This window comes from Rhizobium sp. CB3060 (genome assembly GCF_025200735.1).
Lineage (GTDB): Bacteria > Pseudomonadota > Alphaproteobacteria > Rhizobiales > Rhizobiaceae > Rhizobium.
The window spans coordinates 2181060-2195899 of the sequence record NZ_CP104159.1 but is presented as its reverse complement, the minus strand read 5'-3'; the positions used below and the strand labels follow the sequence as shown (position 1 = coordinate 2195899).

Genomic DNA, 14840 nt, shown 5'->3' with positions numbered 1-14840 from the left:
GCCATGAGCGCGGCCAATTTGTTGGAAAGTCGCCAGAGGGAACTCTGGCGGCGCCTCGAAGGGGTCAACGATCCCGAATTGGATGAACCCGTGACGGATATGGGCTTCATCGAGCGCGCGGAGATTGCGGCCGATGGTCGTGTGGAGGTCGGGTTCCGGCTGCCCACATACTGGTGTTCGCCAAATTTTGCCTTCCTGATGCTAGACGATGTCAGGACCGCGCTGGACGCACTATCGTGGTCTCCGGAATATGGGTTGACCCTACATGACCATATGTTTGCAGAAGAGGTGAACAAGGGCATTCTGGAGGGTAAGAGCTTTGCGGAGATTTTCGGATCGCTCGCGGAGAAGACGGACCTCGAGGATCTGCGTGAGAAGTTCCGGCTCAAGGCCTTCAAGCGCCGTCAGGAAGCGATAATCCTCGATCTTCGCAGCAGCGGGATGGCGGATAGTGAAATCGCCGGCATGACGCTGTCCGTTTTCGATACCCTCGGCTTCGGCAGCGAAGACGTGCTGAAGCGGAGGCTGCGTTATCGGCAGGCTCTTTTCTTGCGGTGGCCGGCCCTGCATCCGCGCGACCCGGTAATTCTGAGCTATGACGGCGGTCGGGTTACGACGGAGACATTGCCCGTTCATCTGGCCGACCTTCGAAGTGTCCGGATCAACATGGAGTTCAACGGTGCACTTTGCCGCGGGCTCAAGCATACTCGCTACAAGGAAGTGGAGATAGTCGATGGTGAACCGACGCTGGTCGACTTCATCTTGAACCGGGTTCCCGCTCCCGCAGTGCGCGCCGATACCCCGTAATTGAAAGCAACGGCCTTCCCGAAAGAGGCCCCAAATCAACAAACCGCCCATCAGGCGGAAGGAGGAGTCATGCCGAAATTGATGTTGCACAATTCCGAAGCGCGCCGTGCGCTTGCCCGGGGCGTCGCTAGGTTGGCGGCCGCTGTGGAGCCCACTTTAGGGCCAAGAGGTATGAACGCAATGATAGACCGGCCACTGGGTACGCCGATGGTCACTCGCGATGGCGTCAGTATCGCGTCCGAAATCGAGCTACACGATCGTTTCGAGAACATGGGCGCACAGATCGTGCGTGAAGTCTCGATGCAGACCAACGAGATTGCGGGTGATGGCACCACGACGGCCATCGTGCTTGCCAATGCGCTCGTTCAGGGTGGCATTCACGCCAATGAGCGCGGCGCAAGATCGGTCGATCTTTGCAAGGGGATCGATCTTGCGGTTGAGACGGTGGTCGAGGCCCTGAAGGCCGGCGCCAAGCCTGCAAAGGGTAACGGCACGCTTACCGCGGTCGCCAACATCGCCGCCACTGACCCGAAACTCGGCGCACTGGTTGCCGAAGCCTATGAGCGCGTCGGCACGGATGGCATTATCACCACCGATTTCAGCGTTACGACAGAAACCACACTGGATGTCGTCGAAGGCATGTCCTTTGAACGTGGCTATCTTTCGCACCATATGGTTACCAACCAGGCAAAGATGGAGGCGGTGCTCGAACGTCCGCTAATCCTCCTCACCGACCTTAAGATTCGCGAACCATCTGCTCTAGATGCAGCGCGCCTTATTGCCGACAAGACGGGTCGGCCACTGCTCATCGTTGCGGAAGAAGTCTCGCCGGACGTCGTCGTGACATTGCTCGGCAAGCAGGGACCAGGGAAATATCTCGTGGTCCATCCGCCGGAATATGGCCACTGGCGCAAGGCGATGCTGGAGGATGTCGCCATCCTCACCGGCGGGCGGGTGATAGCGCGCGATCTCGGCGGGCGGATCGAGGACGTGACTACAGAAGATCTCGGCTCGGCTGAACGCGTCATAACAAGCTCGACCTATACGACGATCGTTCGCGGAGGCGGTGATCCTTCTGCGATTGCCGCCCGCCGGGCGCAAGTACAGCGGCAGTTCGAGGTCGCTCCGCCCAACATCGAACAGGACAAGCTGCGGGAGCGTCTGGCCAAACTTTCGGGTGGCACGGCGGTACTTTATGCTGGCGGAGTTACCCCGGTAGAACAGAAGAGAACGATCCAGTTGATCGAGGACTCTCTGCATGCCGTGCGTGCCGCGGCTGAAGAGGGCGTTGTGGCCGGTGGCGGATCGGCTCTTGCCCAAATTTCGTCCGTGCTGAATGCCACGCTTGCGACCGTGGATCATGATGTCGCAGAGGGTATTCGGCTCGTGCAGTCGGTGTTGACACGGCCGCTATGGCGGATAGCGACAAACGCCGGTGGCGATCCCGATACCATTATTGCCGAAGTTACCCGGATCAACAGCGGTCACGGCTTCAATGCGTCGATCGGCAAATATGAGAACATGATTGACGCAGGCATCGTCGACCCGGTCCGCGTGACCTACACCGCACTTAGAAACGCAGCCTCTGTCGCGAAGCTGATCCTGACGACGGAGACGCTCATCGGCGATCTCGCCGAGAATGAAGATCCGACCGCCGGCCCGGCTCTCGGCGGTGGCGCGGAGAAGCTTGGCCGCGCGTAGAGCGGAGGGGGCGACCGGTTGCCGGGAACAACAAAAATGTCCGGCAACCGGCGTGATAGTGTTCAATCAGTTGAAGGAAAAGACGTTCGCACCCACATTGCGAATACCAGGGGGTTTATAGCTCCGCACTGGATAAATTTGGGCTGCCGTGTCACATGAAGCCGCGCTTGATCCCGAATTGCTCCAGCTTGCGGTAAAGCGTCGGGCGCGACACGCCGAGCCGCCGAGCCACCTTGCTGAGATTGCCGTGTTCCGCCGCCAGTGCGTTCCGAATTGCTTGCCGCTCTGCTTCCTCGAAGCTTAAGACGGGCACTTCCGCTCGTGGCAGCGCATCCGTTGCCGACAGGACGTCGATATGATCTCGTGTCCGCTCGACCATATCTGAGGGCAGGTCTTTGAGGTCGACGAAACCGTTGCTTGAAAGCAGATGCAGGCGCTCGACAAGATTTCGCAGCTCACGGACATTGCCCGGCCAGCGATAGGCGAGCAACGAATCAAGTGCATCGTTTGAAAAGCGCAGCGGCGCAGTTCCCTTACGGTGGGCGAGCTTTCGATTGAAATGCTCGATGAGCAACAGGCTGTCACTGCCCCGTTCCCTGAGGGGAGGAACATGAATCGACACCGTGCTGATCCGGTAAAAGAGATCTCTGCGAAACCGACCGGCTGCTACTTCTTCCTTAAGGTCCCGGTTGGTTGAGGCGACGACCCGTACATCGACCGGCCGCGAACGGCTGTCTCCAAGACGGTACACGACCCTTTCCTCAAGCACGCGCAACAGGAACGGCTGGATATCCAGCGGCATCTCGCCGATTTCATCGAGGCTGAGAATGCCGCCATTGGCGAGCTCGAAGACGCCTGGCTTGCCATCCCGAGAAGCGCCGGTGAAAGCGCCACTAACATGACCGAACAACTCGCTGCCGAACAATTCCTTGGTAACGGCACCGCAGTTGAGCGCGATAAACGGGTTGTTCGACGATTTGCGGTTTCCTGCGTGAATGAGCCGGGCAAAAAGCTCTTTACCAACGCCGGTTTCGCCTTCGATCAGGAGCGATGTTACTCCTTCGGCTTCGCTGACCCGACAGGCGATATCGATGGCTGCCAGCAACGCCTCGCTTTCACCAACGATAAGCGCGGATTCGTCCTTGAGCCGTTGAGTTCTGCTTTCCCTACCGATCTCGGCCGCTCTGCCGCCCTTGGCCTTGGCAAAGACCAGCGCCGCACCGCGCACTGCTCCGTCCAGCTCCAAGGGGCAAACATTACACGACTGCATGTCCTGTGGGATCGAACCTGCGACGCGATCCAGGAAACCGGAGTTTGTCAACTCCGGCAACCGACAGCTTAGGGCTTCCTGACGAATAGTGTCGCCAAACTGCTTGCTATCCGCAATCGGTATGTTGTTGCTGTAAATTGCGCGTCCATGGCGATCGATGATCATCACCGCATCAGTTGAATGGTAGCTGCCGACAGAGGCGATGAACGCTTCGAGAAGCCGCATCCGCTCTTCATTCTGGGAGTCCGCGAGTGCGCGCTCGATTTCTCGAGCCGCTGCTGCGACGAGAGCGATATTGTGTGGCCGGAAGATATCGGGGTGTCCCGAAAGGTCGACGACACCCATGACTTTTCCATCGAAAGGATCGCGGATCGGCGCGCCTGCACAGGTCCAGGCCTTGATCCCGGCGCAGAAATGTTCTGCGGCATGAACGAACACGGGCTCGCCGGTCCACAGAGCGGTGCCGATGCCATTGGTTCCAACGACGTCTTCGGTCCATTTGCCGCCCACCCCGAGATGAATGTCCATTCCGTCATAGATAGTCTTTTTGTCGCCGATCGCCTGGATCAGTACGCCCTTGCTGTCGGCAAGCATCAGCATAGCGCCGGTTCCGTCCAGCAGTCTTCCCATTGCCGAAAACGGTCGGGCGGCGGCCGCCAGAAGTTCGAAATTGCTTCGTGCGAGCGCCTCGACAGCATCTTTGTCTGTCTCCAAAGGCGCTTCGTTTTGTTGCGCATCAATGCCGCCGTTTGCGCAACGGTGCCAGGACTCGTGAATCGTCGATCTCACAGGTAATGAGGAGGAGGCAGGTTCGGAGCGGCCTTCGAGCAACGCTTCCCACGCCCGCATGGTTACCCGCTCGTCATAGTCTGCGTATAGCGTCAAGTCGGCAGCAATGAGTCGATCCCCGCTGGACGATTGAGCCATGGCGGAATTTCTCCGCGTGTATGAATCTTGTTTCATGTGGCTACCACATTCCTCGCTCTAGCGATTCGACACCACCTCGGCCCTTGCAAGCAGCATATGCCGTTCGTCGTTACGCCTCGGAAGGAATATTGAGCCGAAGACCGATATCGGCTGCCAGATCCGCGCTGTCATAAGCGGGACCAAGCGCGACACCATCGATATCAGCAAGTGCTTCGATCATTGTCTCGTCCAGCGGGGCAATGAAACCGTTGTCGGTAGTCGCTAGCGCAAACATCTTCAGACCGCGGCGCTCGCGCAGCTCTCCGATATAGTGCAGTTGCAGTCCGGAGCTGACGTCGACGGCGATCACACGACCGTTAGGCGTGATCCTGATTTTGGGTTCAGGTTCAGGAGCCGGTTTCGCAGAACCACCGATATGGATAATCAATCCCTCAGCCTGCGGCGCCAGTTTAGGCTTCTTCGATTCCGAATAATGGCCACCGCTGATCTGGTCCGCGAGTTTTGTGATCACATGTTGATTTTGCTGTATCAGGTGCTTGATGCGTGCGTCCTCCCGACGCGGACCGTCCTGCTTCGAAAAGATTTCGACCATGAACCCTCCCAGATCCTGTCTCAATGCGCTTTCGCTAGTCCTATGGCAGTGTGTAGCACTTTTCCGCAGATGCAATAGGGAAGATTACAGGAGCTTTGGGCAGGTGCGGTGGTAGCCCGCTGTGGCAACGCGTAGGGTTGCTGTCGCACAGCTCCCATCCAAGGTCTCCAAATAAATCGCGTCTTGTACGAATGAAGTATGATGGCGAGTTTTCGGGCAACGGCGACATGGGCCTTTTTCATTCCGCTGCGCTAGGCCAGTCGTAATCCCCACGCTTTCAGCGACACCATTTCTTTGTCCGATGCAGTAGTACTGCCGCGGCTTCGAACAGGTAGGTTCGTAAAAGTCTGTCACCCCATTTCGATGTCTTGCCGTTTAGGTCAGTCTCGCCTGATTGCTTTCGTCTTGGGGTCAGACCGAGATAGGCTCCAACGGTTGCGGCTGACCGGAAACGGGTCGCGTCATCGATGGTGTGCCTGAAGGACGGAGAAGCTACAAAAGGTCCAAGGTTATGAAATGGCTTTGACTTGTATTTTGCGCCGATGCTGCCGTGGGCCCTTCATCGAAAGGCAAATATTGAGTTGTTGTTCAAACCAATATCTGCCGTAAAGACCGATCGTGGCGACCCGGACTGCGGAAGAAATCCATCTTATGGCAATGCCGCCCTGCGCCGCCGCCGATCGCGCCGACATGTCATCACGTGACGCTGCCAGAACACGGCTGCGAAGATCATCGCTGAAAGCACGGGTCATATCGCCTCCGACCAAATCACCACTCAGGCAATCGAATTAGAAATCAATTACTAATGGAATCTCAATTCCGATTCCGCGTTCAAGACGCGCTCTAAAGCTGCCGATCGCGAGTGACGCGGCCCTCAATCGCGCATCCGCGCCCATCACAGCGGCGAAACACCCGCTATTCATGCTTGGGGCCGCGGCCTCGCGCCGCCGCTCGACGTCGGACATCGCACAGTTCGTCATCTGCACCGGCATCCCGTTCTTCACGATGCAGATGGGCAAGGGAACGGTTCCAGGCGGAACGGAGCTTTACACGGGCACCGCCGCCTTGTCGGAGCGGGATTATGTCCATGAGGCGATCGAACAGGCTGATCTCATCATCACCATCGGCCATGACACGATCGAGAAACCGCCCTTCATCATGGGTAAGGGCGGTCTGAACGTCGTGCATGTCGGATATCAGCCAGCGACCGTCGAACTGCCGAGCTCGGCGCAAAGATCGGCCACCTTCGTTTCGGGCTTGCCCATTGCCGCCTGAGCGAGCCCGCAATTTCGCGGGTGTCATTTTGAAGGGCGCTCCGCGTTTTCGACCGCGAGCACGGGCTATTGCGTCTTCTTATATCTCTCATAAGTAGCAAATCCTATATTGTCATTGAGCAAAATGCGCGTACAGATATTGATATTGCGTGCGTTGTGATCGAAGCGGAGTTCTCGCTTAGGTTTTAAACTGCGGCAATCGAAAATGGATTTACTTTTGGATATTTCAGCAAAATGCAGATGAACACTGCCGATCACGAATGTGCAGCGCGTGCAGAACCTTGTCTTTCCCGTGACCGCCCGGCTTGACGCCAGCACCATGAGCCTCGAAGGCGATATCGTGCCGCTCTCACCCGGCAGGGCAGCGACCGCCGAGATCAAGACCGGCAAGCGCCGTATAGTCGAATATCTGTTTTGCCCATCGTCGAGGTCACCTTGCAGGCGATGCAGGAGCGATAGAACGCTTTTGAGGAGGTATATCACCGAACATGCATAACCAAGACACAATCTCGCTTGAGAGCTTCTCTGCGGACCCACAAGTGCGGCGAAAAATGGAGTTTGCCTACGATAAGGGTAGGCTCCTATGGCTTGTTTTTTTGGCGCAGGTGATCGCCGTCGCTGTTGCCGGTGGTCCCCTTCTACCCGATAGGCCTGGGCATCCGCACCTCAGTGCTATTTTCTGTTGGCCACTTGCAGCGCTTATCAGCCTTCTAGGGCTCGTCCTGCTCGTCAAAGCTGCTCGGGGCAAACCAGGTCTCATCGCATCGCCGGACGGGATCTACATCGAAACCCATGCCGACGAAACGATCCCGTGGCGATCCGTTCGTGACATCCGCAGATATCAACGCAAACGTGCCGATCAACTCTATGTCGATCTGGATCCGATTGCGGCACGAACCTTGACGAGGCGCGGGCTTATGCGCTGGCTGCCCAGAGCTTTACAAGGGCGAGCTACCCCGGCTGTCGTCTCCTTGAAGCTGCTTCGAGCTGATCCGGATTGGGTATACGCTCAATGCCTTGAATTTCTTGCCAAAAATCGTGAACAGCAGGCGCTGACGGATGGAGGTGTAACTTCCCCGCCGGAAGACCATGCGGCGCCGGTCTTTGACCTGAAAGGACGCCCGTTCTTCACCTACGCCCTTATCGCCGTTCTGGTCGGCATCTACGTTGCTGAGCTAAAGTTCGGCGTTGTGCCGGAAAAACAATATGCGCCAAGCACCCAAACACTGTTGGTCCTCGGCGGGACGTTTCGTCAACGGATTCTACAATATGGTGAGTGGTGGCGGTTGGTGACGGCTTCCTTGCTGCACGGCAACATCCTCCATCTCGCATTCAATTGCTTTGCCTTGTGGCGCGCCGGAATCTTGCTCGAGCGATTGATCGGCTGGCGCTGGTTTGCCGCACTCTTTTGCCTGAGTGCAGTCGGAGGGTCTACGGCATCGCTCCTGATGAACCCTGCAAACATGGTCGGTGTCGGAGCATCCGGCGGCATCATCGGCTTGTTTGCTGCCGTGATCGTCGCAAGCTTCCATTTTCCGGCGGGTCCGCTACCAGAAATTTTGCGGATGGGCGCTGTACAGATCCTCGTACCCTCCATTCTTCCCCTTGTCGGCCAGACTGCTGATGGCATGCATATCGATTATGCGGCCCATCTTGGCGGAGCACTCGCCGGGGGCATTGTTTCGCTCGGCCTGCTCAAGGCTTGGCCAAACAACCGACCTCATCCACGCTTCGGTGTCGTGGCACTCATCAGCAGTGTTGCATTTGCAACGATTGCTCTTGGGTCGATCTGGCCTGTCAGTCAGCTGCGTGCTGGATACCTTGGGGACCCTTTCGTGCAATATTTTCAGGGGCAGTATCAACGGGCAGCAGACGATTTCGTAGCAAGGATTAAACTGAACCCGGACGCTACGCCATATTACCATCTCTGGCGCTTCCTTGCGCAAACACGGGGTAATGACAGCCAAGCAGCATCGGATCTCCGCATGGCGGCCGGCAAGCTGGATCAAAGCAAGTGGCCCTATCCGGTCTATAAGCTTTTCCTTGGAGAATTCACGCCGGAAGAAGTCACCGCAAAGGCCACAAACAACGACAGTCTTTGTGAAGCTACATTCTACGTTGGCGAATGGCACCTGCTGCGTGGGGAGAGTGCCGAGGCTATTCCAAAGTTCAACGCGGCCCTGCTCTCATGTCCGAAAACATTCATGGAGTATGAGGGTGCGCAAGGTGAACTGCTGCAACTTAGCCGACATTGAGAGCATGTGCGGATTTAATGATGCAATCGCCACTTTATATCGCATCAAGGCGCATAGGCGGATCGGCATCTTTTTCGCGATTGAGACAGCAGACCCATTCGGACAGAGGAAAAGCCCGCTTCGCTCAAAACTCGCAAAACTCCACAGCGGCATATCAAGCGACATTAGGAAGATAAGGAGCATCGCGGCGGCCATATACCCACATATGTGTTAATGTGGGTTTTCTCTGTTCGGGAGCGTTTTAGATGAGCCGATTGACAATCGACATAACTGACCAGCAACATCAAAGCCTAAAGGCGCTCGCCGCTTTGCAGGGCAAGACAATCAAGCAGTACGTGCTTGAGCGCCTCTTTCCCGGTGACACAGATGGAGAACGAGCCTGGGAGGAGTTGAAGACGTTGATGAACACGCGCATCAATGACGGGCTCGCCGGAAAATTGTCGACCAAGACCGTAGGTGAGATCCTCGACGAGGAGATTGCCGAGGGTCGTGCTTGAGGGCCTACATTCTTACCGCAGAGGCGGAATCGGATCTACGTTCGGTAATCCGCCATACACGTGCGCAATGGGGTGCCGCTCAGGTACGCCGTTACGTCTCAGATTTGGAGCGAGGTATCGCAAACCTGGCCGAGGGCAAAGGTCCTTTCAAGGATATGAGCGCGCTTCATCCGGCGTTACGAATGGCGCGGTGCGAACATCACTACGTCTTTTGTCTGCTTCGCGAGGATGCGCCCGCCTTGATCGTGGCGATTTTTCATGAACGAATGGATCTTATGCAGCGTTTGGCTCGTCGTCTGAACGAATGATATTTGGATGAAGGCGAGATTGCGTGAGCGCAAAGTCAATAGATCATTATTGTCGGGTAGTTAAGCGGGATCGCCAGTTCTGATCCCTTCAAGGCGCCCGAGACGATCTAAGATGCATCACCCGAGTAATGCTTAGGTTTTGTATGTGGCAGCCGCCATGTTGCATGCGACTTACTGACCAAAGTATAAACCAAGATATTGGCAAATGGCCCGATTTGTCGCTTCAGAAGCGCTACTCGTCTATCAGGCCATCAAACACTTCCAACATCGATGCGCAGAGGTCCTCGGCACATGTCGTCTAGACGCCATGTGCCTTTCATATGGATTGGGTATCCTTAGCGGTTGCCTGCAGTCGGTGGGATTTTCAGAGCTGGGTCGCCTCGACCGTCGCGACGATCTTGGCTCGGCGAGCGCTTCGAATGACATAACGGTTTCATCCGATTAGAATTGCCCGAATGTCGTTGACATTCGTAAGTGTTGGGCCCGTGATAACGAGGTCACCGATCGCATTGAACGCCGTATAGCTGTCATGTCGCGCAAGAGCCGAGCGAGGATTGATGCCGGCCTGGCGCATGCGGACTATGGTGTCGGGTGATATGATTGCTCCTGCTGCGTCCTCGACGCCATCTATCCCGTCAGTATCGCCGGCAATCGCCCAGACGTTCTCAGCCCCATTCAGGCCGATGGCGAGGCTGAGCAGGAATTCCGTGTTACGGCCTCCGCGGCCCGATGAATCGGCGGCAAGCGATACGGACGTTTCTCCTCCAGAAAGAAGCACGGCGGGTCCTGCGATCGGCAGTCCCTTCTTGCGCGCCGAAAGTGCAATGCCCGCGAAGACGGTGCCGGCCTCCTTGGCCTCTCCCTGCACGGCGTCCCCTAACACGAGTGGTCGAAGTCCGGCAGTGCGGGCCTCATTCGCCGCAGCTTCCAGCGCCACGGATGGGGACGCAATCAGCCGGACTTCCGAGTTCATTGGGCCTGGATACGCGTAACCTCCCCGGTCCAGCAGGTCCTGTGCAGCGGCGGGGAGTGCCAGGCGATAGCGCGAAACGATCTCCCTCGCATCCTCCACCGTCGTTTCGTTGGCGACCGTTGGACCGGAGGCGATTTCCGATGGATCATCCCCCGGCACATCGGAGATGAGCAATGTGACAACACGGGCCGGATAGGCGACCTGTGCGAGGCGTCCGCCCTTGATGCCGGAAAGCTGCTTGCGGACGGTATTCATCTCCGAAATGGTCGCGCCGCTGGCAAGCAGTGCCTGGTTGACGATTTTCTTGTCCGCCAGTGTCATGTCGCCTGCCGGCGAGACCATCAGTGACGATCCTCCCCCCGAGATGAGGGCGACGACCAGGTCGTCCGGCCCAAGGTCTCGCACGCATCCCAGGATGCGCATGGCGGCTTCGACGCTCATTTCATCCGGAACCGGATGGGATGCCTGGATGATGTCGATGCGGCCGGCCGGCACTGCATGGCCGTAGCGGGTGACAACAATGCCGGACAAATCGACGTCCGACCAAGCGATGTCCAATGCCGCGGCCATTGCAGCGGATGCCTTACCGGCGCCGACGACGATGCAGCGGCCGCTCGGGCGCTCGGGAAGATGCCGCGCAACAACCTTTACCGGATCGGCGCTCGCGACCGCTGCGTCGAACATTCGGCGCAGCGCGCTTCGGGCGGACGTATCGTCCCAGCTCATTCTGCAGCAGCCATCTTCAGGATGTTAGAGCCGGCAATGGCCGCGCAGACGGCATCCGTAACCTGCTGCGTCGTGGCGGTTCCGCCGACGTCGGGGGTGAGGATGCCGGCTTCGGTTACCCGTTCGACCGCGCCAAGCAGCCTTGTGGCGGCCTCCCGCTCGCCGAGATGTTCCAGCATCTGGGCCGCAGTCCAGAAGGTTGCGATCGGATTGGCGATGCCCTTGCCGGTGATATCGAAGGCCGATCCGTGGATAGGTTCAAACATCGACGGGAAACGGCGTTCCGGATCGATATTGCCGGTGGGGGCGACGCCGAGCGAACCTGCAAGCGCGCCTGCAAGGTCCGAAAGGATGTCGGCATGAAGGTTGGTCGCGACGATCGTATCGAGGCTCTGCGGCTTGAGCGTCATGCGCACCGTCATGGCATCGACCAGCATCTTGTCCCAGGTGACGTCCGGAAATTCCTTTGACACTTCCGCGGCGATCTCGTCCCACATGACCATACCGTGGCGCTGTGCGTTCGATTTGGTTACGACGGTCAGCAGCTTGCGGGAGCGGGACTGGGCGAGCTTGAACGCGTATCGCATGATGCGGGTGACGCCGACACGGGTGAATATTGCAACTTCGGTTCCCACTTCCTCAGGCAGGCCTCTGTGAGCACGCCCGCCATGGCCGGAATATTCGCCTTCGGAGTTTTCGCGCACGATGACCCAGTCCAGATCGCCCGGCCCGCAATTGCGCAGCGGCGGGGTGATGCCAGGCAGAATCTTGGTCGGGCGAACGTTGGCATATTGATCGAAGCCCTGGCAGATCGGCAGCCGCAAGCCCCAGAGCGTGATGTGGTCCGGCACATCCGGTGCACCAACGGCGCCGAAGTAGATCGCATCGAACTTCTTCAGCGTATCAAGTCCGTCAGCCGGCATCATGACGCCGTGCTTCTTGTAATAGTCCGAGCCCCAATCGAAGGTCTCGGCGTGGATCTTGAAGTCGCCGCTGCGCTTTTCCAGTGCTTCCAGAACCTGCAATCCTGCTGCGATTACTTCCGGGCCGATACCATCGGCGGGAATGGCTGCAATCTTGTATTCACGCATGGTATTTCTCCAGTTCTATATTTCAGTGTTGAACGGATGCCTTGCGTCCGGCCTCGCGGGCTGCGCCGCGCGCGAGAAGCAGGGTGACGACTGCCGAGACCACGAGCAGCGCGGCGACAAAAAAGAGGCCGCCGGCGAAGCTTCCGGTCGTGTCCTTGATCCAGCCGATCATCGACGGACCAACAAAGCCACCAAGGTTGCCGATCGAGTTGATCGTTGCAATACCCGCGGCTGCGGCCGGTCCGGACAGGAAGAGGGTCGGCATGCTCCAAAGAGGCGGCTTGGAGGCGCTGATGCCGATATTGACAAACGTCAGGGCGACAAGGACGGTAAATACGCTCGCAGCACCGGTTGCAAAGGCAAGCCCGGCAGCTGCGAGAAGGCAGGCCCCGACCACATGCCAGGTGCGCTCGCCGGTCCGGTCGGAATTGCGAGCCCAAAGGATCATGCCGATGACGGCGAAGATGGCCGGAATGGCGTTCATCAGGCCAACCTGGAAGGAGGAAAGTCCGAAACTCTTGATGATCTGCGGCCCCCAGATGCCCAGCGTGTAGAGCCCTGCGGACGTGCCGAAGTAAACCAGCGACAGTGCCAGCACGCGCAGGTCTGCCAAGCCTGCCCAGATGCTGTGGCTGGCCTTCGGCTTGCCGGCCTGTTCCTGCTCCATCGATTTGACCAACCAGGCGCGCTCGTCTTCCGAAAGCCATTTTGCCTTTTCCGGTCGGTCGGTGAGGTAGAAGAGGACAATGACGCCGAAGACGAGGGCCGGAATGGCTTCGATGATGAACATCCACTGCCAGCCGGCGAGGCCTAAGATGCCATGCATCTCAAGCAGCGCACCAGAAATCGGCGAGCCGATTGCGGTGGATAGCGGCGCGGCGGCCATGAACATCGCCGTCACCGCCGCACGGCGACGGGCCGGAAACCAGTAGCTAAGATAAAGAATGATACCGGGGAAGAAGCCTGCTTCAGCAACGCCGAGAAGAAAACGGAGAGCATAGAAGCTCGTCGTGCCCTGAACGAGCGCCATGGCACCGGATACGATGCCCCAGGTGATCATCACTCGGGCGATCCAGATCCGTGCCCCGACCTTGTTCAGGATCAGGTTCGAAGGAATCTCGAACAGGAAATAGCCAAGGAAGAAGATGCCGGCACCAACGCCGAATACGGTCGAAGAAAATCCGAGATCCTGGTTCATCGTCAGCGACGCAAAGCCGATGTTCACGCGATCGATGAAGGCTATGAGATAAAGGACCATGATGAATGGCACGATGCGCCAGGTAATCTTGCGCAATACGCGCCCTTCCAGCTCGCTCGACATAGCAAGCTCCTCCCTTGTTCGAGTGATGCAGATGCGCGTCCTCTCGCGCATTGGGCCGACGCTATTTCCTTCTTTCCCAAGAGCCAATGCTCATATAATTATATAAATAAATGAAATAATGAGGGGACGATGGAACTGGAGCAGTTGAGGTGTTTCGTGGCAGCGGCGGAGGAGCTGCATTTCGGTCGTGCCGCACAGAAGGCTGGCATGTTGCCTGCGTCGCTCAGCCGGCACATCCGGTTGCTTGAAGAATCGCTCGGCGTACCGCTGTTCAGCAGAACGACCCGCAGCGTCGGATTGACCGAGGATGGCATCTTGCTGTTGCAGGAGGTGAGGCCCATCCTTGCCCGCCTCGAAAAGGTGGCCGAGAAATTCCGGAGCGCGCGTCATCAGCCGGCGTCCGTCCTGCGCATCGGTGCGATCGACAGCGCCGCGGCAGGTCTCGTCCCGCTGCTTCTCCAGGATTTTCGAGAGCGGTCACCGAACACCGTTACGCAGCTTGTGGAAGATAAGTCGATCCGGCTCATTCCGAAGCTGCTGGCCGGCCGGCTGGACCTCGTATTGATCAGGCCAAGGGAGGGGCTTAGCCGCAGCTTGGCCGTACAGCCACTGCTCTTCGAAACGGCGGTGGTGGCGTTACCTGCCGATAGCCCTCTTGCAGAGAGAAGCGAGATTTCTATCGAGGATCTGGCGGGTGAGCCGCTGATTGTTCCTGAGCGGCGCTCGAGACCACACAGTCATGACCTGACGATGGGGCTGTTCACCGAGCTTGGAATGCGTCCACGCATCGCACAGATTGCCGACGAAAAGCAGACAATCATCAATCTCGTCGCCGCGGGTATAGGCTCCGCCATCGTGCCACGTTGGACATCCAAGCTGGCCGTCACTGGTGTCAGCTATGTCCCTCTGGCCAGGAATGCCGATTTTCCGATGCATAAGCTTCCGTTGGCAGTCGCCTGGATGAAGGCGGTGAGGGACCCGGCACGCGATATCATGGTAGAACTCTTGCACCAGAACATGGCTCGTTACATCGAGTTCGCGTGAGTTGCGCGATCCGCGAAAAAGAAAGCACCCTAGAGTTTGGTTGCTGAACATCTC

11 protein-coding genes and 4 pseudogenes are annotated in these 14840 nt (G+C 57.9%); 7 read left to right on the top strand and 8 right to left on the bottom strand.

Annotated features, from left to right (window positions below; genetic code table 11):
• Window positions 1-3 precede the first annotated feature (3 nt).
• Both N2601_RS29280 and N2601_RS29275 read left to right on the top strand, forming a co-directional pair.
• On the top strand, window positions 4-807 hold the full coding sequence (locus tag N2601_RS29280) for an iron-sulfur cluster assembly protein (protein WP_260304552.1): 804 nt from the start codon (window positions 4-6) through the stop codon (window positions 805-807).
• Window positions 808-876: 69 nt separating this feature from the next.
• Complete coding sequence (locus N2601_RS29275) at window positions 877-2508, top strand: molecular chaperone GroEL (RefSeq protein ID WP_260304551.1); 1632 nt, start codon at window positions 877-879, stop codon at window positions 2506-2508.
• Window positions 2509-2659: 151 nt separating this feature from the next.
• On the opposite strand, the gene N2601_RS29270 is transcribed toward N2601_RS29275, so the two are convergent.
• From N2601_RS29270 to N2601_RS29255, 4 genes and pseudogenes are all read right to left on the bottom strand, one after another.
• Window positions 2660-4492, bottom strand: a complete 1833-nt coding sequence (locus N2601_RS29270; RefSeq protein WP_260304550.1) for a sigma-54-dependent Fis family transcriptional regulator — start codon at window positions 4490-4492, stop codon at window positions 2660-2662.
• 322 nt (window positions 4493-4814) lie between these two features.
• A complete protein-coding gene (locus tag N2601_RS29265) occupies window positions 4815-5297 on the bottom strand; it encodes a hypothetical protein (RefSeq protein WP_260304549.1) in 483 nt (160 codons plus the stop codon).
• A gap of 191 nt (window positions 5298-5488) precedes the next feature.
• Window positions 5489-5793: pseudogene (locus N2601_RS29260) on the bottom strand (transposase); the annotation flags it as partial.
• A gap of 136 nt (window positions 5794-5929) precedes the next feature.
• A pseudogene (locus N2601_RS29255) lies at window positions 5930-6049 on the bottom strand (IS630 family transposase); the annotation flags it as partial.
• Between the two features lie 91 nt (window positions 6050-6140).
• Between N2601_RS29255 and N2601_RS29250 the strand changes: the two are divergent.
• Window positions 6141-6512 (top strand): annotated as a pseudogene (locus N2601_RS29250) (acetolactate synthase large subunit); the annotation flags it as partial.
• A 2-nt stretch (window positions 6513-6514) separates the two neighbouring features.
• Here the strand turns inward: N2601_RS29250 and N2601_RS29245 are convergent.
• A pseudogene (locus tag N2601_RS29245) lies at window positions 6515-6644 on the bottom strand (recombinase family protein); the annotation flags it as partial.
• A 415-nt stretch (window positions 6645-7059) separates the two neighbouring features.
• Here N2601_RS29245 and N2601_RS29235 point away from each other — a divergent pair.
• The 3 genes from N2601_RS29235 (at window position 7060) to N2601_RS29225 (ending at window position 9631) form a co-directional block, all read left to right on the top strand.
• The gene (locus tag N2601_RS29235) at window positions 7060-8826 is read left to right on the top strand and encodes a rhomboid family intramembrane serine protease (protein ID WP_260304548.1); all 1767 of its coding nucleotides are present in this window, start codon (window positions 7060-7062) and stop codon (window positions 8824-8826) included.
• Window positions 8827-9071: 245 nt separating this feature from the next.
• A complete protein-coding gene (locus N2601_RS29230; protein WP_260304546.1) occupies window positions 9072-9323 on the top strand; it encodes an antitoxin in 252 nt (83 codons plus the stop codon).
• Entirely contained in the window at window positions 9320-9631 is a 312-nt protein-coding gene (locus tag N2601_RS29225) for a type II toxin-antitoxin system RelE/ParE family toxin (protein WP_260304545.1), read from the top strand. Before N2601_RS29230 ends, N2601_RS29225 begins: the two co-directional genes overlap by 4 nt.
• A gap of 433 nt (window positions 9632-10064) precedes the next feature.
• Here the strand turns inward: N2601_RS29225 and N2601_RS29220 are convergent, their stop codons facing one another.
• Genes N2601_RS29220 through N2601_RS29210 form a run of 3 tightly spaced genes read right to left on the bottom strand, consistent with a single transcriptional unit; the run spans window position 10065 to window position 13742 of the window.
• Entirely contained in the window at window positions 10065-11330 is a 1266-nt protein-coding gene (locus N2601_RS29220) for a glycerate kinase type-2 family protein (protein ID WP_260304543.1), read from the bottom strand.
• A complete protein-coding gene (locus N2601_RS29215; RefSeq protein ID WP_260304542.1) occupies window positions 11327-12421 on the bottom strand; it encodes a tartrate dehydrogenase in 1095 nt (364 codons plus the stop codon). The genes N2601_RS29220 and N2601_RS29215 overlap by 4 nt, the downstream gene beginning before the upstream one ends.
• A gap of 22 nt (window positions 12422-12443) precedes the next feature.
• Window positions 12444-13742: an MFS transporter gene (locus N2601_RS29210; RefSeq protein ID WP_260304541.1), complete on the bottom strand. Its 1299-nt coding sequence runs from the start codon at window positions 13740-13742 to the stop codon at window positions 12444-12446.
• 129 nt (window positions 13743-13871) lie between these two features.
• On the opposite strand from N2601_RS29210, the gene N2601_RS29205 reads away from it, so the two are divergent.
• A complete protein-coding gene (locus tag N2601_RS29205) occupies window positions 13872-14786 on the top strand; it encodes a LysR family transcriptional regulator (RefSeq protein ID WP_260304540.1) in 915 nt (304 codons plus the stop codon).
• Window positions 14787-14840: the final 54 nt, after the last annotated feature.